This is a genomic window from Streptomyces silvisoli (assembly GCF_029269905.1).
GTDB classification, from domain to species: domain Bacteria; phylum Actinomycetota; class Actinomycetes; order Streptomycetales; family Streptomycetaceae; genus Streptantibioticus_A; species Streptantibioticus_A silvisoli_A.
Genome location: NZ_JARJBC010000001.1, coordinates 282974 through 303256, shown reverse-complemented (window position 1 = coordinate 303256; position 20283 = coordinate 282974). Strand labels below are relative to the sequence as shown.

Here is a 20283-nt window from a genome sequence, read left to right as displayed (position 1 = left end):
CAGCGCCGATCCGGGCGGCCACCGCACCCGCCCCCCACGCACACCATCGCAGATGGGTCTGACAACGCCCCGCTCTCGACACCTCAACCTCATTTGCCTAAGGGCTTTAGGTAGATGCATAATCGATTATGGCGAATGGGAGATAGGCTATGGCACGCGTAGGACTCACTACAGAACGTCTGGTCCGGGCGGGAGCGGACTTGGCCGACGAGGTCGGTTTCGACCAGGTGACCGTCTCAGCGCTGGCCAGGCGGTTCGACGTCAAGGTCGCGAGCCTGTACTCGCACGTGAAGAACTCCCAGGACCTCAAGACCAAGATCGCCCTGCTCGCCCTGGAGGAACTCGCCGACCGGGCCGCTGACGCCCTGGCCGGCCGGGCCGGCAAGGACGCGCTGACCGCCTTCGCGAACGTCTACCGCGACTACGCCCGGGAACATCCCGGGCGGTACGCCGCAGCCCAGTTCAGGCTCGACCCGGAGGCGGCGGCCGCCAGCGCCGGGGGCAGGCACGCACAGATGACGCGGGCGATCCTGCGCGGCTACGACCTGACGGAGCCGGACCAGACGCACGCGGTCCGGTTGCTGGGCAGCGTCTTCCACGGCTACGTCAGCCTGGAGCTGGGGGGAAGCTTCAGTCACAGCGCGCCCGGCACGCAGGAAACCTGGTCACGGATCCTGGACGCCCTCGACGCCACGCTTCGCAACTGGCCCGCGCCCTGACCCGGCACCCCGGCACCAGCCGACGGCCGTCGCCCGGGCCGCCGGCGCGTATCCGAACCATCCGGCCTACCGGCCGACTCCAACCATCACAGAATCTCGACCGACAGGCTGAGGCAATGAGCATCAAGCACGACTGGATCACCACACCCATCACCACGGACCTCCTGCGCGGCGCCCTCGACCTGGAGCGCACCGCCCACGGTGTGCTGCCGCACCGGCTGCCCGCCTGGGCCCGCGCCCAGTGCGCCGACGGACAACTCGCCCTGGTGGAAACCCAGCCCTCCGGCGTACGGCTGGTCTTCCGCACCCGGGCCACCGTCATCGAGTTGGACACGCTGCCGACCAAGCGGGTCTACGTGGGTGTCCCGCCGCGTCCGGACGGCGTGTACGACCTGCTCGTCGACGGCCGCCTGGCCGGCCAGGCCAGCGTGACCGGTGGCAACACCCTGACCATCGACATGGCCACCGGAACCGCCGAGCACCAGCCCGGCCCACCCGGCACCCTGCGCTTCACCGGCCTTCCCGACGGCGTCAAGGACATCGAGATCTGGCTGCCGCACAACGAGACCACCGAACTCCTCGCCCTGCGCACCGACGCCCCCGTCGAGCCCGCACCGGACCGGGGCCGCAAGGTCTGGCTGCACCACGGCAGTTCGATCAGCCACGGATCCGACGCGGCCAGCCCCACCACCACCTGGCCCGCACTCGCCGCCGCCATCAGCGGCGTGGACCTGATCAATCTCGGTCTGGGCGGCAGCGCTCTGCTCGACCCGTTCACCGCCCGCACGATGCGGGACACCCCCGCCGACGTGATCAGCCTCAAGATCGGCATCAACCTGGTCAACGCCGACCTGATGCGCCTGCGTGCCTTCACCCCCGCCGTCCACGGATTCCTCGACACCATCCGCGAAGGCCACCCCACCACGCCGCTACTGGTCGTCTCCCCCATCCTGTGCCCCATCCACGAGGAAACGCCGGGCCCCAGCGCCCCGGACTTCACCACTCTCAGCACCGGGCAACTGCGGTTCCGGGCCACGGGCGATCCGGCGGAACGCGCCAGCGGGAAGTTGACGCTCACCGTCATCAGGGACGAGCTGGCCCGCATCGTGGCGCAGCGGGCGGCTGAGGACCCGAACCTTCACCACCTTGACGGCCGCGACCTCTACGGTGCGGTCGACTTCGCCGAGCTGCCCCTACCCGACGGGCTCCACCCGGACGCCGCCACCCACCGCCGCATCGGCGAACGCTTCGCCAAGCTGGCCTTCACAGGCGACGGCCCGTTCACGAACCGCAGCGCCTGACTCCGGGTTCTGGTTCATGAGCGCGCTTCCTTGAACGCCGTGACGAGCTCTGCCGTGGCGACGATGGCATGGGCGAAGGTGGGGCCGTTCAGCTCATGCGCCGCGTGCATCATCTCGGGGAGAAAGGCCGCGGTGGCGTCGCGGACCAACGTCACGTGGTAGCCGAGCTCCATCGCGAAACGGCCGGTGGACTCGACGCAGGTGTTCGCCAACACGCCGACGATCACCACATGGCTGATGCCGTGCTGCTTGAGCTGGAAGTCCAGGTCCGTGCTGGCGAACCCACTCTGCGCCCAGTGGCGGGCCGCGGCCCGGCCACGGCCGGTGGCGCCACAGCCGTTCGGAGCTCGATCCCCACGCTAGGAGAGCGTAGGCAAACACGCAGCTCAGGCCGCAGTTGGACGGCAGCCACCAGCGGCGTCGGGGGCTACTGGTTGCCCGGTGACTCCCGACGCCGGGTGGCGCTCAGCATGCCGAGCAGTGCCAGACTCCCGGCGCTGGTACTTCCCGGCACCGCGTGGCAGGTCACGAGTTGCTGCAAGCGGGCACCACGCACGTCGAGGGAGTGGTAAGCGAGGGACAGGGAGCCCGCTTCGCCGTGCACGAACTTCTTGGCGCCGTCCCTCCTGCCGCGCACCGCGCACGGCGTGCGAATGCCAGAGCATGGCGAATTCGAGGGTGGCTGCGGTGAGTTCGCGGGCAAGAACGCGCAAGTACGGTCTCGTGCGGGTCGAGACAGTACGCCTGCCGCAGGACCGCGACGGTGACTTCGGCCGCCGCGTCCCAACTCCCGTAGAAGTGGCGGGCCGTGGCCCGGCCACGGCTGGTACCGCCGGGCCTGACTCCTAGCGGACCCGGTCCGCGGGGAGTACGGCAGCTGTCCGCTCGTTGAGACGGTTCTGGGCGTTGCGGTCGTGGGGGCAGCGTGGGCGCAGGTTGATGCGTTCGCTCAGCAGACTGCGGGCCAGGTCGTGGTGTCCGGCGTGCAGGGCTGCCTCGAACAGGGTCCTTTGCAGGGCGTCCCGTTGGGCGTGGCTGCCGCCGAAGCTGTGGAAGCGGTACCGCAGGGGCAGCAGCAGGTCGACCGCGTCGCGGTGCTGTCCCTGCCCGTAGGCCACGAGCGCGCGGCTCACCGGCAGTCCGATCTCCGAGGTCATCAGGACGTTGGAAACGCCCGCACTGCCGCCGGCGTCGCGCAGCCAGGCTTCGCGGTCGCGGATGAGCCGCTCGGCCTCGGCGATGCGGTCGGCACCGACGTAGGCCATGACGGCGTGGACGTCGTTGAAGGCGTAGTAGGCACCGTCATGTCGGCGTGCCCAGCCGTCGGCCAGCGTGGACCAGCGGTGACCGGTGTCGACGCCCGCCAGGTACAGCCGCCACAGCAGCGACGCCGCGTCCAGGAGTTCCATCGCCAGCCCGGCCGAACCCTCGTTGTGCACCGCGGCGTCGTAGACGGCCAGCACCTTGTCCGTACGGCCGGTCTCCATGACGTACAGGGCGTAGTGCCACCAGTTGTGCACCTTGAGGGAGTTGCCGTCGGCCCAGTCGTCGGTTCGGGCATCGAAGTAGCGGATGCCGTCCTCGTAGCGGCCCTGCATCTCGTAGGCGTGCACCACGGCGTGGATGCCCCACACGTCACGTGCGTTGCGTTCCACCGCCTCGATGCCCGTGCGTTCGGCCAGGTCGTAGTGGCCCGCCTCCTCCAGGCCGAACGCGTATCTGCCCTGGATCAGGCCGTACTGCGGATCGTCCGCGTCCCAGGCGGACAGCGCGCCGCCGATGCGGTCGCGCAGCAGCATGGCGTTACCGGTGAGGAAATCGATGTGGTGCCCCACCGCGAGGGCGAGGGCGTCCCGCGGGTACGCCACGGTCAGCTCGGCGAGAATGTCGCCGGCCCGGTGCAGATCGCCAGCCAGCCAGGCGGAGACCGCCGCGACGTGCATGCGTTCCCGCGCAGTCACATCGGCGACGTGCACGTCCCGCTGGTACGCGCGGAACGCCTTGGCCGCCTCGGCCGCGTCCTTCTCCTCCGTGCCCAGCAGGCCGAGATACGCCCTGAAGACGTTCCCCATGGCGGACCGCGGCGAGGCGTCGAGCACGTCGGCGACCCCCGAGGCCACCTCCTCCCGGAAGAAGAGCAGACTGTCCAGCGCCTTCTCGTAGTGCCGCACCGCGTCGGCGTCCGTGTACGTCATCGTGTGAGCGTGCCGGTCCGTTGCCACTCCGCCCTCCAGCCGGGTCGCCGTGTGTCGGAGGAATCCCTGCCCCGTCGAACGGCTACGGACACAACGGCGCAGATCGGTCCAGCCCATCGCCGTGCGCAGCCGTCCACGTGGTGGCACCGGCGAGATTCGATCGGCATGTACCGCGTCATGACGTGATGCGGCGCCGGGCTGACGCGCCTTGTATCCCTGTGGCGGCGGTCACGCGGCCGGGCCGCTGCGCACGGGGCGGTGCGTGGCAACACGGCGTGTACGACGTCGACTTGTCGACGGGCCCGACAGCTCACAACCGGAGCCCGCGCTTTGCCTGGCACCGCACAAGGCGTTCACGGCGTCGCGCCCTCACCGCCTGTCCGCGTCCTCCGCCTTCCGCGTTGCGGTCGTCGGCGGCGTGTCGGCGAGACGGTTCATCAACCGGCCAGCCCTTACTAATTTCAGGGCCCGACAGACCGCTGTAGCGTCGCCATCGCGGGTATCGCGGGTGGACGGTTTGAGAAGTACTACGCAACCTCTGTGATCTCCTGCCGACGATGTCGGCGATTCAGTCCTCCTCGCGGGCTCGGCGGGGGCGCTGGCTCGCCCGGCCGGGCTGCCAGCGCCCACCGGCCCAGCGGTCATTGATGTGCCGTCGCGGCAGAGCGCCGCATGCTGGGCAACTTCGCCCGGGACTCACCTGGGGTCCGGCGTCCGCGCAGCGACTCCCCCGCGGTCTCCGGCATCAGCAAGATCGGCACCAGGGCGATCAGACCGGCAGCGGTCATGTACCAGCCCGGCATCAGGGTGTTGTGCGTGGCCGAGATCAGCGCGGTCACGACCAACGGCGTGGTGCCGCCGAAGGCGGAGGTGGAGACGTTGTAGCCGATCGCGAACGCGCCGTACCGCACCTGGGTCGGGAAGAGCGCCGGCAGGGTGGACGCGATGCAGGCGAGCAGAGACACCAACAGCAGACCGAGGACGGCGAAGCCGACGGTGGTGGCCACGAGGTTCTTCGTGCCCATCAGCATGAGCATCGGCACCGAGAGGACGATGAAGCCGATGCAGGAGGTCAGCAGGACGGGTTTGCGGCCGATTCGGTCGGTGAGCGCACCGATCGGCGTGATGACCGCCAGCATGCCGACCATGACGAGCACCGGTAGCAGGTCGCTGGTGAGGGTGCTCAGCTTGAGGACGCTGTTGAGATAGGTCGGCATGTACGTGAGTACGCCGTAGTCCGCGATGTTGAGCAGCAGCACGAATCCGATCAGCAGCAGGATGTGCCGCCAGTACTGCATGGTCTCCCGGAACGGGACCTTCGAGGTTTCGCCGCGCTTGGCCAGTTCGTCGAAGACCGGGCTGTCCTCCAGACGAGCGCGCAGGTAGAGGCCGATCGCACCGAGCGGCAGGGCCACCAGGAAGGGCACTCGCCAGGCCCAGGCGTTGAGCGTGTCCTGGCTGACCGACGCGGACATGATGGTGGCGAGCAGTCCGCCGGAGATCAGGCCGATCAGGGTGCCGAACTCCAGGAAGGAGCCGTAGAAACCGCGCTTCTTGTCCGGTGCGTACTCGGCCATGTACGTGGCCGCTCCGCCGTACTCGCCGCCGGTGGAGAATCCCTGGACGAGCCGACACAGTACGAGCAGTACCGGCGCCCACACCCCGATGGTGGCGTGGGTGGGCAGGACACCTATCGCCGCGGTGGACAGGGACATGAGGGTGATGGTGAGCACCAACACCCGCTGGCGGCCCAGTCTGTCCCCGAGAGGGCCGAAAACCATGCCGCCGAACGGCCTGATCGCGAATGAGACCGCCAGCACACCGAAGGTGGACAGGAGTTTGGTGGTCGAGTCGCTTCCGGGAAAGAAGGCGTTGCCGACCGACGTGGCGAGGTAGCCGTAGACGCCGTAGTCGAACCACTCGATCGCGTTGCCCATTGCCGAGGCAGCGGTGACACGGTGCAGGCTGCCGCGGTCCACCTCGCGAAAACCGGCAGAAGGTTCGTGTGCGGGCGACTGATCGCCGCCTTCCACGGGGGTCTTGCTGGTCGAATCGTGGTCCGTCGGGCCGCTATGAGGTGGACACATACGTCTAGCGCCTCCATGAACAGGTTGTCGATCCGTCGAGAATCGAATAGTCCGGCATCCGCTACCCGGGCTCACGACTTCCATGCGTGCACAGTTCTCCGGCACGGTTTCGGCGCCGCCGAAGGATGGTCGGGCACTCGCGGGGCCGCCGACGACCACGTGAACGCGGTGGGATCGTCGGCGGTGCGGTCGTCCTACGCGTCGGACTTCGTCATTCATGGGCAGTGCGGGGCGCTGCCGACCCGCGCGGAGGTGGCGAAACACCCGCCTGGTGCGCGACGTGGCCGCGCCCGCGACGCCTTGTACGGCGCCTGCCGCGATGAGCACTTGAACGTTCCCGGCCGACCCGCACGGCAAGGTGACGACCGTCAGGCCGGTGAGCCGAGGACGTACAAACGCTTGCGGCCCGGGGATTCACCGAGGGAACCCCATGCCAAGCAACAGGGCCGCCCGCACCAGGGGTAGATGTCGGCGATTCACTGCAACGAGCCAAAGCTCGCGTGCACTTCGTCCGCGATGCGCGGCAGCGCAACCATCACGATGGTCGCGTGCCCTCGCCGAATATGGCCACGTGTACGCCGACTTCAGCCGAGCCGGAACGGCAACAGTACTGCTCACAGATCTGCGCCAACCGCGACTCGGTGCGCCGCCATCACGCCAGGCGCGCCATCCGAAGGCGTGACGGGGCGCACCTGGGGCCGGGCGGCGTCTCCCCCGCAGTGCGTTTCGTACCGTCAGGGCTTCAGCACGATCTTGCCGCGGGTGTGCTGCTGCTCCAGTTCGCGGTAGGCGTCACGCACGTCGTCCAGCGGAAAGACCTTGGCGATCGGGATCTCCAACTTGCCCTGGTCGATCAGTGCGGCGAGTTCCCTGAGCACCTCGGCACTGGCGGCTGCCGCACTGCCCTCCGCCTTGACTCCGTGCTTCTCCGCACCGGCGAAATCGATGATCGTGTCGATTCGGTCGGGCCGCACTCCGAGTTCGAGCCCGAGCTCGATGTACCCGTCGCCGAAGGTGTCGATGAACGCGTCGACCCGGCCGCCCGAAGCCGCACGGATCCGGTCGGCCACGCCCTCGCCGTAGCTGACCGGGATCGCTCCGCGGTCGGTCAGCCACGCGTGGTTCCGCTCGCTGGCCAGGCCGATCACCGTGGCACCCGCCTGGCGCGCCAGTTGCACGACCAACGAGCCGACGCCACCGGCAGCCCCGGAGACCACCACGGTGTCGCCCGGCGCCAGGTCAACGGCCCGCACCGCCGCGTACGCGGTGGTCCCGGCCACGAACAGGGCGCCGCCCTGCTCCCATGTGACGCCCGCCGGGCGGTGGATCAGGTCCGTGGCGTCGGCGAGGACGTACTCGGCATGGCTGGCCCGGCGGTTGGTGAAGCCGATCACCTCGTCTCCCGGCGCGAGGTCCTCGACGCCCTCACCGACCTCCTCGACGGTCCCGGCGAAGTCGCTGCCCTGGCCGGAGGGGAAGGTGGCGGGCCACCGGTCGTGCAGCAGGCCCTCGCGGATCTTGGCCTCCCCCGGATTGATCCCGGCGGCCACCACCTTGACCAGCACCTGCCCGCGGCCGGGCGAGGGACGTTCTACGTCGACGACCTCCAGCACGTCGATGCCGCCGTACTCGGTGAAACGGACTGCCTTGGGCATCGCGCTCCCCTTTCGAACTTGTGGTGAAGACGGCAACAGACCGAAGACGCCAAGGATTCCCGTCGGCGGATCCTCAGATCGTGCGTCGGCCGCGGGTTGCGGGCCAGGTGCCCCCACCGCGCCGCATACCCATACATGGATAACGGGGGGTGGTCGGGCTTAGCCTGAGATGGATCGGTTCTGCCGAGGGAGTTCCTGAGCGTAAGCCAGGCCGGGCCAGCTTCCTCGCGCCCGCGCTTCGACCCTCACGCAGGCCAGCCGCGGGATCACGGCCCCGCCGCCCGGGCTTCCATGCCCCGTCCCTGAGGGAGCTGCTGATGGCCACCACCAAATGGTTCTTCGAACCCGGCCACACAGCCGCCGAGTTCAGCGCCCGGCACATGATGGTCACTTACGTGCGCGGTCAGTTCAAGAACGTCCAGGGCCGGCTGGAGGCCGACCCGGAACATCCTGAGCAAGCCAGGGCCGAGGCGATCATCGACGCCGCCCAGGTCTACACCGGCCAACCCGAACGCGACGCCCATCTGCGCAGCGCGGACTTCTTCGACATCGAAAACCATCCCACCTGGACCTTCTCCACCTCCCACATCCACCAGCTCAGTCCGAACGAGTTCGAGGTCACCGGCGACCTCACCATCCGCGGCACCACGCGCCCGGTCACGTTCGACGTCACTTACCTCGGCCAGTGGGACACCCCCTGGTGGGAGGGCGAGCAGAACCTGGGCTCCCGGCGCCGGGCCGGCTTCGTCGGCCGCACCCGGCTCAACCGCCATGACTTCGGCGTGAGTTGGAACGACACTCTGGACCGCGGCGGTGTCGTCGTCAGCGACCTGATCGACGTCACCGTCGACATCGAGGCCGTCCTGGAGCCGTAGCACCATCACCACGAGCGGCCGAGGCCCTGCCCTGCCGGACCGTTGGTCGCTGAGGACGCGGGCCGCGAGGGGTGGGCGGGAAGTGGGTGTCGGAAAACCCGTCGTGGCTCTGCTCCTCGATGCACTGCGCCCGCCGCGCCTGGCACTGCCGTCATCCGGTGTGCGGCCGGTGTGCCGGTGCCGAAGGGGCGTCGAGTGCGCGGATGACGTGGCCGACCAGCCGCTCGAAGTAGTCGGGCTCCAGGGTGGCGTGCCGGACGTGCAAGCGCCAGTAGACCGGGGCGGCGAGCAGGTCCAGGGCGAGTTCGAGGTCCAGGTCGGCGGGAAGCTCACCGCGCTCGACGGCGCGCCGCAATGTGACCGTGCCCAGCGCGCGCCGTGGTTCGCCGATGGTGGTCCGGATCGCCTCGGCCAGCGCGGGGTTCCGCCCGGCTTCCGCGGTCAGGTCCGGCAGGATGGTCGCCAGCCGGGGATGGGTCAACCAGTCGTGCACCGCCCGCAGCGTGGCCAGCAGGTCCTCTCGCAGTGACCCGGCGTCGGGAACGTCGGCGAGCGGAACGCTGAACTCCGACAGCACGGCGATCACCATGTCCTGTTTCGACGGCCACCGTCGGTACAGGGCGCTCTTGCCGACCTTTGCGCGTTTGGCCACCGCCTCCATCGACAGCCGCACATAGCCGTGCGCGGCCAGTTCGTCGAGAACGGCCTCGGTGATGGCGGAGGTGATGCGCGGCTGGAAGACGGCCGCGCCGGTCGGCGTGCGGCGGGGGCTCTCGGTCATGTGCCCAGGATACGTGTGGACGGGACGGTACCGTCCCGTCTAGGCTCCCCAGGACAGGACGGTACCGTCCCGTCCATTCTGGAGTGACTGGAGTCCCCATGCCCGGAACACCACGGACCCCCCGCGACCTCGTCGAAGAGGCGCTCCGCCTGCTGCTGGCCAAGGACATGGCCGGTTTCGCGAGCCTGTGGGCCGAAGACGGGATCCTGGAGTTCCCGTTCGCGTCGGCCGGCTATCCACAGCGTCTGGAGGGCCGCGACGCCGTACGGGAGTACCTGCGCGACTACAACGACCATGTGATCCCCACGGCGGTCGTCTCGCGCACCGTGCACGAGACGGCCGACCCCGAGGTGGTCGTCGTCGAGTTCGAGGTGGACGGCACCGTGGTGGCCACCCAACGCCCCTACCGCATGAGCTACATCGCGGTGCTCACCGCCCGCGGCGGCGAGATCGCGCACTACCGGGACTACTGGAGCCCACTGGCCGCCGCCGAAGCGATGGGCGGCAGCGTCGATGAACTCACCGCCGCCTTCGCCAGTGAGGAGGCGCACGCGTGAGCCCGCGTCCCACCACGCTGGTCATCGGCGGAACCGGCACCACCGGCAGCCGGGTCGCCACCCTGCTGCGCGACCGGTCGGCCGCCGTGCGCATAGCCACCAGGCGGCCGGTGGAAGGCAACGCCGAGCACGTCCGGTTCGACTGGGCCGATCCGGCCACCCACAGCGCGGCGTTGGCCGGGGTGGACCGGATCTACCTGGTCGCCCCGATCGGCGCGGCCGACCCGGCGCCCATCGTCGAGCCGTTCCTGGACGGCGCGTTGGCGGCCGGAGTACGGCGCGTCGTACTACTGAGCTCGTCCGCCATCCCCGAGGGCGCCACGGGGGTCGGCGCCCTGCACCGCATGGTGCGCACGGTGGTGCCGGAGTGGACCGTACTGCGGCCTTCGTGGTTCATGCAGAACTTCGTCGGTGACCACCCGGTCGCCCACGGCATCCGGGCCGACCGGGAGATCGTCACCGCCACCGGCGCCGGCCGGGTGGCCTTCGTGGACGCCGACGACATCGCGGCGGTCGCCGTGCGGGCTCTGCTGGACGCCGTACCGCACAACACCGAGCACCTGATCACCGGCCCCGAGGCCATCGGCTACGCCGATGCCGCCGACATCATCACCAGGACGACCGGACTGACGATCCGTCACCGTTCGGTCAGCACGCGGGATCTCGTCACCCGCATCGCCGCCACGGGCGTCCCGGCAGAGTTCGCCGCGGTCCTCGCCGCTCTCGACGAGGACATCCGGCACGGCACGGAGGACCGCGTCTCCCCAGCTGTCCAGGCGGTCACCGGGCGCCCCCCGCGGTCGTTCAGCGAGTTCGTCACGTCCCACCGGAACGCCTTCACCGCGTGACACCGCTTCCCACCGGAAGAGGTGGCCCGCCGCTCCCGCGCACCGCACGACAGGATCCTGCAACAGGCCATCAGGCGCTGTCCCCGGAACGGCAGCGGCCGGGACGAGCACATACCTGCGATGATCGACGGGCGGCCGTCTCCGGGGAGATGGCCGCCTGACTCGTCTGGCGGGGAGTGTTGATGGATCTGCGGCAGATGGAGGTCGTCGTCGCGGTCGCCGAAGAAGGCGGATTCACCACGGCCGCACGGCGGTTGCACATGGTGCAGTCTGCGGTGTCCGACATCCGGCAGTCGCTGCGCGACGGATCGGTGGACCTCGCCGTGGTCGCTTTCGACCGCCAGCAGCAGCGGGGGCTGGTGACCCGGCTGCTGGTACGCGAGGAGATGGTGCTCGCGGCGTCACCGGCTCGTGCCTTCGCCCAGGCGGACCGGGTCGCGTACGCCGAGATCGCCCCGATGCCGTTCGTCGACTTCGCGCCCGGCTGGGCGATCCGCTCCGCGGTGGACCGGGCCTTTCGCACCGCCGGGGTCGAACGCGGCGCGGCCTTCGAGGTCAATGACATCGTCGCGGCGTCCGAACTGGTCAGGCACGACCTCGGGGTCTGTGTCATGCCGGAGTCGGTCGCCGCCCGTTTCCCCGACCTGTCCCTACGCAGGTTCGTCCGGCAACCGCCGCGCTGGAACGTCATGGCGGTGCGGCCCGCCGGCGAGGCGCCCCCGGCGGTCGCCGCGTTGCTGCGGCACATCACCTGACCGCTGGGCACATCACGTGACAGCTGGCTCCGGCACCCGACCGGGTGCCGGAGCCCGTGTGCCGGGCGGCCTGTGCGCCGTCAGCTCGTGCTACGGCCGACCGCGCGGCGTTCGGTGGTCCAGTAGGCAAGGGCCAGGGCGGGTAGGGCGGCACCGAGAACGGTCACCGCCGTCCAGCCTCCGGAGCGGTAGGCGATGGAGCCGAGCTGGGACCCGAGCGCACCGCCGACGAAGAAGGTGGCGATGAAGGCGCTGTTCAGGCGGGCGCGGGCAGTGGGGTCCAGCCGGTAGATGGTGTGCTGACCGAGGATGAGGGAGGTCTGTACGGCCATGTCGAGCAGGACCGCGGCCAGTGCGATCGGCACGATGCCGTGCTGCCCGAAGCCGGCGAGCGCGAAGGCGAGTGCCCCCACGGCGAACGCCGCGCCGGACATCGGCCGTACCAGCTCGCGGTCGGCCCAGCGGCCGGCCAGCGGTGCCACGGCCGCCCCGGCCGCACCGACCAGGGCGAAGACTCCGACGCCGATCGGCGAGTAGTGGAACCGCGGGCCGGTGAGCATGAACGAGACCGTGGTCCAAAAGGCGCTGAACGCGCCGAACATCGCCGCCTGATACAGCGCTCGGCGCACCAACGCCGGGTGGCCGCGCACCAGTTGGACGGTCGAGCGCAGAACGTGGTGGTAGGGGACGTCGGTGGTCGGGGCCTGCTGAGGTAGGGCCAGGTGCAGGGCCAGCGCGAGGAGGGCCATGAGGACCGCGGAGCCCAGGTAGACCACGCGCCAACCGGCGGCGTCGGAGACCAGGCTGCTGAGCGTGCGGGAGAGCAGGATGCCGGTGAGCAGACCGCTCATCACCCGGCCGACGATCCGGCCCCGGGTGTGGTCGGGGGCCAGGCCCGCGGCGAACGGGACCAGTATCTGGGCCACAACCGAGGTGGCTCCGCTGATCAGGGAGGCGATCAGGAGCATCGGGAAGCTGGTCGCCGCACCCGCTGCGGCCAACGCGAGGGTGGTGACCGCCAGCAGGATGGTCACCAGGCGGCGCTTCTCCATCCGGTCACCGAGCGGGACCAGGAAGAGCATGCCCACCACATAGCCGATCTGGGTGATCGTGATCAGTGCGCCGGCGGTGGCGGTGTCGACCCGGAAGAACGCGCTCAGTGAGGACAGGAGGGGCTGGGCGTAGTAGAGGTTGGCGACCGTCATGCCGGAGGCGGCGGCCAGGAGTGCCACCAGCCACCCGGGTACGGCGGACGCGGCCTTCGATGTCGGGGTGTCGTGCCCGATGGCACGGCTCGTACGAACGGGGCCGGGAGTCGGAGGCATCGGCTGGGGCTCTCTCGGGCAGGGGCTTCGCGGTGTTGAGCGCCTGCTTCGGCGCTCGCACGGGTACAGCGCTCATGGGCACCGGAGGCTTCCCCTGTTGTGGCGATGATCCCGGACAACGGTTATCTGTGTCTGAGATGACCGCCGTGGGCTGTCTCTCACAGCCCTCGCTGGAACGGGCCCGGCGTGTGACGGCTCGTCTCGGAGAGTTCGCCGGACCAAAAGAGCGGGGCGGGCCACCGAAGCGCGTGCCATGACTCTGCGGGGCGTACGGTAACCGCGGTCATCTCCGTTGCCGCGGGCCGCGGTAACGGGGAGCCGTCAGACATCTGCCAGTACCGCCCGGATGACGTGCCGGGCGTTGTGCGTCATCGCCTGGTTCGTCTTCCGGTAGTACGGGAGGGCGATCAGCGCCTGCGAGAGGGTCCGGCCCCGGCCGCGCCTCCAGGTCGAGTCGTCCACGCCGAGCGTCTCGCGGAAGACCTCCCGCGCTTCGGCCGGCAGCAGGTTCCACGCCGGAAACAGATCGCAGGCCGGGTCGCCCGCCCCCATGCAGCCGAAGTCGATCACCGAAGTCAGCCTGCCACCGCCCACCAGCAGATTGCCCGGCATCAGATCGGCATGCAACCACACCGGCGGCCCGTCCCAGGCCGGGGCCCGCAGCGCGTCTTCCCAAACCGCGGTCGCGGCATCGCAGTCGACGCCCTCCTGAGGGATCCCGCGCAGTTCCTCGATCGCCGCCCGGGTCGACGCGTCGAGCGCGGCGAGCGGCCCGCCGCGATGGGCCTGCGGCGCTCCCGGCAGGGTGATGCTCCGCATCGCCGCCACGAACTCGGCCAGATCCTTGGCCAGCAGCACGGGCTCGCTCAGCGCCCCCGCCTCGGGGTTCTCCCCCGCCAGCCACCCGTACACCGACCAGGGCCACGGATACCCCTCGCCGGGCTCCCCTGCCCCGAGTACCTCGGGGATGGCCGTGGGAAGCCGGGACGCGAGGAGAGGCAGCCACTCCCGCTCCATCCACACGTCCTTGGCTCCGCCCTCCACCAGCGGTAGCCGTACGACCATGCCGTCGCCCAGCCGGTACATGGCGTTGACCGTGCCGCCGGACGGAAAGCGCTCCACCGCCAGCCCCGCCCACTGCGGGAACTGAGCGGCGATCAGCCGCCGTACGAGCTCGTCGTCGATGGGGTGCACGCCGGGATGCGGCTGACCTGTGCTCATGGGACGCATCCGACCGGTGGTGCCCTGCGGGCGTCAAACCCTTTTCGTGCTGGTCAGTCCAGCCGTGCCCCCGCCGACGAGAGCCCGCTGGCCTGCCATTGAGAAGCACGTCAACTCGGCGTTCGCCAGGCTCGATTCGGCCGAGGAGCCACAACTCCACGGCCGGTCAGCGCCGTTCTGGTGTACCGGCGCCACGCACCGGGCCGCCCGGCATAGGGCGTGGTGTGGCCGGCCCACCGGGTGGGGGGTGGGAGCCACTCGCTTGCCGGGGGCCGCGTTCGCGGGGGCGGGACGGCCGCGGCGCGCGGCCCGGCGTGCCTGAGCCCCGGGCCGGGAAACCCGGTCGCCCGCCGTCGGCAGGCTGCGTACGCTCGACGCATGAACACGCGTGCGCCGCTTGTCGTCGTCCTCAGCGGGGCCGGGATCTCCACGGACTCCGGCATCCCCGACTACCGGGGGCCGAACGGGCTGTGGCGGCGCGATCCGGGGGCGGAGAAGCTGGTCACCTACCAGCACTACATGGCGGATCCCGAGATCCGCCGCCGGTCGTGGCGTATGCGGTGCGACGGCCCGACGCTGCGGGCGCGGCCGAACGAGGCGCATCGGGCGGTGGTCCGGCTGGAGCGTTCCGGGGTACCGGTACGGGTGATCACGCAGAACGTGGACGGTCTGCACCAGCTCGCGGGCATGCCCGCCCGGAAGGTGCTTGAACTGCACGGCACCGCCCGCGAGGTGGTGTGCACGGAATGTGCGGAGCGTTCCGCGATGGCTGAGGCGCTGGAGCGGGTGCGGGCGGGCGACCCGGATCCGGCGTGCGCGCGGTGCGGTGGAATCCTGAAGTCCGCGACGGTGATGTTCGGTCAGGCGCTGGATCCCGAGGTGTTGGGCCAGGCGATGGCCATCGCGAAGGCCGCCGGGATCTTCATCGCGGTCGGCACCAGTCTCCGGGTCCAGCCCGCCGCGTCCCTCGCCGGACTGGCGGCCCAGCACGGCGCCCGCCTGGTCATCGTCAACGCCGAGCCGACCCCGTACGACCCGCTCGCCGACGAGATCGTCCGCGAGCCCATCGGTACGGCGCTGCCCGCGCTACTGGACGGCATCACGGCGAGGACGGCGTGAGCACGTGTCAGCCGAACGGCGCGGCGAGGCCGGCGCGTTGAGGTGAGCGCCCGCCCCACGTGAGCCGTGTCGTCCGGTCGTGGCGAATGTGGGCGCGTCGAAGCGCGAGTGGACCGCACGCTCGATCGCGTGCGGCCCACTCGGGCTGGGTTGCCTCGGGTCAGTGGACCGGCAGCACCTGGGTGTGGTCCTTCTGGACCGCCTCCAGGCTCCGCGGGTCCAGGCCCAGCAGCGCCAGGATCGTCGGCGCGATCTGGGCGGTCTCGACCTGCCCGGACTTGGTGACGCCCGCCGGGGTACCGGCGCCGGAGACGACGAGCGGGACGTTCAGGTCGTCGGCGTGGGCGCCGCCGTGCTCCGCGATCTTGCTCTTGCCGCCGGTGTAGACCACGCCGTACTTGGCGATGCCGAACAGGTCCGGCACACGCGGGTCACCAGGCTCGACGCCGAAGTACTGGGCGGCTTCCCTGCCCGCGTAGACCTTGCTGAGGCCGCTGTTGGTGAACGCCTTGGCGTTGCCGTTGATGTCGTTGCCCTGGCCGCTCTGGGCGAGCAGGTACTGCTTGGCGAACGACGTGGCCTCAGCCGAGCGGTCGCCCAGCCACAGCAGCATGCCGTCGTCGTCAACGGAGTGCGCGACGAGATCACCGGCGCCCGGGTGCTTCTTCTTCCACGCGGCGTTGAGCCCGTCGAGCAGCGGACCGTCGTCGATGCGGGTGAGGGCCTTGGGGTCGGTCGGCGACTGACCGTGCTTGGCGGACAGGATGATGTCCGTGCTGGAGCCGAGCCCCTTGGCCTGGATCTCCTTGACCAGCGCGCCGACCTCGGTGTTGACGAAGTCGAGGTTCTTCCGCAGCAGCGGCCCGGGCACGCCCTTGGCCGCGTAACCGCCCTTGAGGCCCTCGGAGATGGGGAGCTTCTGGGCGGTGGAGACCGACTGGAAGTTCATGCCGAAGATCGCCGGTGTGCCGACCTTGTGGCTGCGGGAGTGGTCGTAGCCGTCGATCTCGTTGAGGACGGCCTTGACCTTGTAGTTGTCGTACTGCTCGGTGGCCTTGTTGTCGGTGGTCCAGTCGCCACCGGCCGGGTAGCCCGGGGCGTTGCTGTTGATCTCCGGGGAGAACTGGTCCTGGATGCCGGTGCCGGAGGGGCCGTTGAGGATGTCGTAGGCGGCGTGCTTGTCCGACCAGGCGGTGCGCAGACCGGCGTTGCGGGCCACGTTGAAGACGGTGTTCACCTGCAGGTACGAGTGCGGGTACACCGGCTTGCAGGTCTTGGGGTCGACCGGCAGCTTGCTCGGGTCCAGCAGGCTCTGCGGCTGGCCGGTCATCTGCAGGATGCCGCCGGGCAGGTTCTTCAGGCCCTGACCGGCGTCGAGGGCGGCCTTGTTCCTGTCCATGTCCTCGGTCATGTCCACCTCGGCGCCGGGCTTGACGCCCTTGCAGTTGGTGGTGCCGGCCGGAAGCAGGGCGTGGTTGTACACGTCGTCGTAGTAGATGCCGGTGGTGCCCGGACCGCCGCCGGTGGCCTGGGCGGCCATGCCCGGGAAGGAATCCGACGGCGTGGTGGTGTGCGCGTTGGTGTACTGCACGCCGCCGTTCACCAGCCGGGCCAGCGCCGAGGCGGGGTGATGGGCGACGTACCAGGCCAGGTCCGACTGGTGCAGGCCGTCGACGGAGAGCAGCAGGACGTGCTTGGCCGAGGCCTTCTGCTGCGGGGCCGGGGAGCCGGTGAGTTCCGACGCCGCGGCGAGCGAGCCACCGGCGAGGGTGGTGGCGACGCCGAGGATGGCGGCCAGTCGAATGGATCGGCGGGTCACGGAGTACTCCAGTTGCTGCTGGGGAAGCGGGCGACGGTGCTCGCGTTCATCAGTAGCTTCCGGTTGTGTACTGGCCGCGGACGGCAGTTGAACGGCTAAGAAACCGGCTGCGCGGCTCCCGCACACGGCACCGCGTCCATCACGCGGAAGACGTGGGCGGAAACCACGGCGGTCACGACCACACGTCGGGGCCGCCGCCCTGCCATTCGATCAGCGCCGGGTCGTCCAGCGCCACGTCGTCCGGGTCGAGGCCGGCGCGGCGGAGGAACTCCTCGACGTCCGCCAGTCCGTAGGCCTGCCCCACCACTTCGCCCTGGACCGTCACCCGTCGGGCGCCGTCCTCCACCGGGTGCACAACAACAGGTGGATGCTCCATGTCCTCAAGGCTCCGGCATCCCGGGCCCGGCCGCACCCGGGGCTACTCCGCGGGCGGTACGGTCCCAGGGCGGCCACGGGTGGCCGGGCCGGTCGACAGTTGGACGCGGATGCTGCCGCCGCGCGCCATACGGGTACCGGAGGCCGGGACCTGGCCGCAGACATGGCGTTTCGGGGGGTGCGCCGTGCAGGCGCCGAACGCGGACCGCACGACGTGCAGCCCGACGCTCTGCGCGCCCGTCCGCGCCTGGGCGATGGTCTTCCCGACCAGATCGGGCACCGGCACGGTGGTGGGCGCCTGCGCCTGGCCGGCTCCGTCGCCACCGGGCCCCGACGCGGCATACGCCCCGCCCGCGACCAGCAGCGCCGCTGCCCCGGCCACCGCCGACCACAGCAGCCGGGACGGGCGCCGACGGCGATCGTCCGGTTGCCGCCGCGGGGCGGGCGCGGGCCCCGGGGTGTCCGCCTCGTCGTGGTGCGCGGCCTGGGTGGTGAGCGTGGGCGCGATCGCCGCGGACGCGCCCTCGATCCGGGCCAGCGCGTCGTCGATGGCAGCACGCATCTCCTCGGCGTTCCGGTAGCGCTGCTCCCGGTTCTTGGCGAGCGCGGTGAGGACGAGGGTGTCGTACAGCGGTGGCAGCCCCGGCACCCGGGCCGAGGGCCGCTCGGGTGTGTCCCGCACCTGGGCGTAGGCCACGGCCAGCGGGTTGTCGCCGGTGAACGGTGGGCGGCCGGTCAGCAGCTCGTACAGCAGGCAGCCGGTGGAGTACAGGTCGGTGCGGGTGTCCACCTCCTCACCGCGCGCCTGCTCCGGCGACAGGTACTCGGCCGTGCCGACCACCATGGCGGTCTGGGTCAGCGTCGCGCCCTGTGCGCCGAGCGGTCGGGCGATGCCGAAGTCCATGACCTTCACGGTGCCGTCGGCGCTGAGCATGACGTTGGCGGGCTTGATGTCGCGGTGCACGATGGCGCAGTGGTGTGCGTGCGCCAGCGCGTCCAGTACGCCCGCGGTCAGCCGCAGCGCCTGTTCAGGAGGCGGCGGCTGGTCTCCGCGCGCCAGTTCGGCCAGGGTGCGGCCCTCGACGTACTCCATCACGATGTACGGCAGGCTGACGCCGTGCGCCATGTGCTCGCCGGTGTCGTAGACGGCCACGATTCCGGGATGGTTGAGCAGGGCGGCCGACCTCGCTTCCCGTAGGAAGCGCTCCCGGTAGGACGGATCGCCCGCGCATTCGGGGCGCAGGGTCTTCACCGCGACCGGGCGGTGCAGTTTGAGGTCGTCGGCGAGGTAGACCTGCGCCATGCCTCCCCGGCCCAGCAGCCTGCGCACCGCATACCGCTCACCGAGCGGACGTTCCTGGTCCATTCCGCGTGCCCTTCTCCGGCGGAAGCCGTACGGGTCCACGGCTTCGGCTCCGGGCGGCACGGTAGCGGGCAATCATGTGGATTCCATGTGGAGCGGGGTGTCAGCTCACCGCCCGTACGATGCCGAGCAGTCCGGCCTTCTCGTCGTTGATCCCGGCGGCGAACCAGACGGCGTCCTGCCGTGCCTTGTGGGTGCCGCGCAGCAGGCCCCACAGCCCGGGGATGGTGATCGGCTTCCCCTTGGAGTCCCGGAGGGTGCCGACCAGCCGCCCGGTGCGCGGGTCGAAGGCGTGGATGTGGCCGTCACCGAAGTTGCCCACGAGCAGGTCGCCGGAGAACCTGCCGAAGTCGCGGGGTGCCAGTTCCATTCCCCAGGGCGAGTTGAGCACGCCGCGGCGGGCGAAGCGCCGCAGCAGACGGCCGTGTGTGTCGAATACGTCGATGAAGCCCTTGCCGGGCCCGGCGATGTCGTCGTGCTTGGCCTGGTCCTGCTGGGCGTAGGTCACGAACACCCGCGAGCCGAACGCCTTGACGTTGAACGGCGCGTAGCCGCGGGGGATGCGGGGATCGCGAAAGCCGCGGTAGAACGGCAGGCGGTGGAAGCTCGTGTCGAACACGTCGACGCGGGCGGCCCGGAAGTTGGCGGCCAGCAGCCGGGGCGTACGGCCGCGCACCAGGGCCAGGCCCTTGTAGACGGCGTTGACGCCGTGCCTCTCGACGTGGGCGACCCGCACGGCCTTCCGCTGTGAGACCTTCGGGCTCCAGGCGAACAGGTCCCCTTCCTCTCCGGAGAAGATGAGCCGGGCGGAAGCGGACTTCCCGAAGGCGTGGAACCGGAAGTATCCCGTGTCGTTGGGCACGCTGCCGGTCGGAGCCCCGGAGCCGGGGAGGGACTCCACACGGCGCAGTACTGTGGCAGGCTTACCCGGCCGGGCGCCGGTGTAGGTCGTCGCTTTGTCGCTGCCGTTGTCCGAAACCCAGATCACACCATCGAGTTGGGCCAGTCCCCAGGGATTGACCAGGTTGGGGTCTGTGGCCGTCGCCTTGCCCGGCACGTTGGAGACGAAGTCGAACTCCCGGTAGCCACGGTCCCGTTGGCGCGATGGCTGCGCGGAGGCGGCCGGTGTCGCGAGGGAGGCGGCTCCCAGGGCGCTGAGGGCCACAGTGGCAGCCACCAGCCGCCTGGTCATTGAGTGCCGGTGGCGCGCGGAAACCTGCTGGGCCATGGGATTCTTCCTCGCTGCTGGGCTGGGCGTGAGCTGCTGGAGGAATCCTTAACCGGCCAG

18 protein-coding genes and 1 pseudogene are annotated in these 20283 nt (G+C 70.3%); 7 read left to right on the top strand and 12 right to left on the bottom strand.

The window, feature by feature from the left end; translation table 11 throughout:
- Positions 1 to 149 precede the first annotated feature (149 nt).
- Both P3G67_RS01380 and P3G67_RS01375 read left to right on the top strand, forming a co-directional pair.
- A complete protein-coding gene (locus tag P3G67_RS01380; protein ID WP_269856795.1) occupies positions 150 to 719 on the top strand; it encodes a TetR/AcrR family transcriptional regulator in 570 nt (189 codons plus the stop codon).
- A gap of 116 nt (positions 720 to 835) precedes the next feature.
- Complete coding sequence (locus P3G67_RS01375) at positions 836 to 2020, top strand: GDSL-type esterase/lipase family protein (protein WP_276091777.1); 1185 nt, start codon at positions 836 to 838, stop codon at positions 2018 to 2020.
- A 14-nt stretch (positions 2021 to 2034) separates the two neighbouring features.
- Here P3G67_RS01375 and P3G67_RS01370 read toward each other — a convergent pair.
- From P3G67_RS01370 to P3G67_RS01350, 5 genes and pseudogenes are all read right to left on the bottom strand, one after another.
- Positions 2035 to 2310, bottom strand: a pseudogene (locus P3G67_RS01370) (isochorismatase family cysteine hydrolase); the annotation flags it as partial.
- A gap of 137 nt (positions 2311 to 2447) precedes the next feature.
- Positions 2448 to 2657, bottom strand: coding sequence for an MmyB family transcriptional regulator (locus tag P3G67_RS01365; RefSeq protein ID WP_276091776.1), 210 nt, complete (start codon positions 2655 to 2657; stop codon positions 2448 to 2450).
- 208 nt (positions 2658 to 2865) lie between these two features.
- Positions 2866 to 4215: a tetratricopeptide repeat protein gene (locus P3G67_RS01360; RefSeq protein WP_276091775.1), complete on the bottom strand. Its 1350-nt coding sequence runs from the start codon at positions 4213 to 4215 to the stop codon at positions 2866 to 2868.
- Between the two features lie 641 nt (positions 4216 to 4856).
- Positions 4857 to 6194, bottom strand: coding sequence for an MFS transporter (locus P3G67_RS01355; RefSeq protein WP_276091774.1), 1338 nt, complete (start codon positions 6192 to 6194; stop codon positions 4857 to 4859).
- Positions 6195 to 7036: 842 nt separating this feature from the next.
- Complete coding sequence (locus tag P3G67_RS01350; RefSeq protein ID WP_276091773.1) at positions 7037 to 7957, bottom strand: NADP-dependent oxidoreductase; 921 nt, start codon at positions 7955 to 7957, stop codon at positions 7037 to 7039.
- 317 nt (positions 7958 to 8274) lie between these two features.
- Between P3G67_RS01350 and P3G67_RS01345 the strand changes: the two genes are divergently transcribed.
- Complete coding sequence (locus tag P3G67_RS01345; RefSeq protein ID WP_276091772.1) at positions 8275 to 8832, top strand: YceI family protein; 558 nt, start codon at positions 8275 to 8277, stop codon at positions 8830 to 8832.
- 151 nt (positions 8833 to 8983) lie between these two features.
- On the opposite strand, the gene P3G67_RS01340 is transcribed toward P3G67_RS01345, so the two are convergent.
- Positions 8984 to 9613 (bottom strand): TetR/AcrR family transcriptional regulator, encoded by a 630-nt coding sequence (locus P3G67_RS01340; RefSeq protein ID WP_276091771.1) that lies wholly within the window; start codon positions 9611 to 9613, stop codon positions 8984 to 8986.
- A 98-nt stretch (positions 9614 to 9711) separates the two neighbouring features.
- On the opposite strand from P3G67_RS01340, the gene P3G67_RS01335 reads away from it, so the two are divergent.
- From P3G67_RS01335 to P3G67_RS01325, 3 genes are all read left to right on the top strand, one after another.
- On the top strand, positions 9712 to 10170 hold the full coding sequence (locus P3G67_RS01335; RefSeq protein ID WP_276091770.1) for a nuclear transport factor 2 family protein: 459 nt from the start codon (positions 9712 to 9714) through the stop codon (positions 10168 to 10170).
- The gene (locus P3G67_RS01330) at positions 10167 to 11018 is read left to right on the top strand and encodes an NmrA family NAD(P)-binding protein (RefSeq protein WP_276091769.1); all 852 of its coding nucleotides are present in this window, start codon (positions 10167 to 10169) and stop codon (positions 11016 to 11018) included. The genes P3G67_RS01335 and P3G67_RS01330 overlap by 4 nt, the downstream gene beginning before the upstream one ends.
- 182 nt (positions 11019 to 11200) lie before the next feature.
- Positions 11201 to 11773 (top strand): LysR substrate-binding domain-containing protein, encoded by a 573-nt coding sequence (locus tag P3G67_RS01325; RefSeq protein ID WP_276091768.1) that lies wholly within the window; start codon positions 11201 to 11203, stop codon positions 11771 to 11773.
- 80 nt (positions 11774 to 11853) lie between these two features.
- On the opposite strand, the gene P3G67_RS01320 is transcribed toward P3G67_RS01325, so the two are convergent.
- Positions 11854 to 12978 carry an MFS transporter gene (locus P3G67_RS01320; RefSeq protein ID WP_391858176.1) on the bottom strand — a complete coding sequence of 375 codons (1125 nt, stop codon included), beginning with the start codon at positions 12976 to 12978 and terminating at the stop codon, positions 11854 to 11856.
- A 441-nt stretch (positions 12979 to 13419) separates the two neighbouring features.
- Positions 13420 to 14319, bottom strand: a complete 900-nt coding sequence (locus tag P3G67_RS01315) for an aminoglycoside phosphotransferase family protein (RefSeq protein WP_276091766.1) — start codon at positions 14317 to 14319, stop codon at positions 13420 to 13422.
- 378 nt (positions 14320 to 14697) lie between these two features.
- Here P3G67_RS01315 and P3G67_RS01310 point away from each other — a divergent pair, with 378 nt between their 5' ends.
- Positions 14698 to 15438, top strand: coding sequence for an SIR2 family NAD-dependent protein deacylase (locus P3G67_RS01310; protein WP_276091765.1), 741 nt, complete (start codon positions 14698 to 14700; stop codon positions 15436 to 15438).
- A gap of 160 nt (positions 15439 to 15598) precedes the next feature.
- Here P3G67_RS01310 and P3G67_RS01305 read toward each other — a convergent pair whose 3' ends face one another.
- From P3G67_RS01305 to P3G67_RS01290, 4 genes are all read right to left on the bottom strand, one after another.
- Positions 15599 to 17257, bottom strand: coding sequence for an alkaline phosphatase family protein (locus P3G67_RS01305; RefSeq protein ID WP_276091764.1), 1659 nt, complete (start codon positions 17255 to 17257; stop codon positions 15599 to 15601).
- Between the two features lie 172 nt (positions 17258 to 17429).
- Positions 17430 to 17633, bottom strand: coding sequence for a hypothetical protein (locus P3G67_RS01300; protein ID WP_269856813.1), 204 nt, complete (start codon positions 17631 to 17633; stop codon positions 17430 to 17432).
- A 42-nt stretch (positions 17634 to 17675) separates the two neighbouring features.
- Positions 17676 to 18998, bottom strand: a complete 1323-nt coding sequence (locus tag P3G67_RS01295; RefSeq protein ID WP_276091763.1) for a protein kinase domain-containing protein — start codon at positions 18996 to 18998, stop codon at positions 17676 to 17678.
- A gap of 100 nt (positions 18999 to 19098) precedes the next feature.
- The gene (locus P3G67_RS01290; RefSeq protein WP_276091762.1) at positions 19099 to 20223 is read right to left on the bottom strand and encodes a TIGR03118 family protein; all 1125 of its coding nucleotides are present in this window, start codon (positions 20221 to 20223) and stop codon (positions 19099 to 19101) included.
- Between the last annotated feature and the right edge of the window lie 60 nt (positions 20224 to 20283).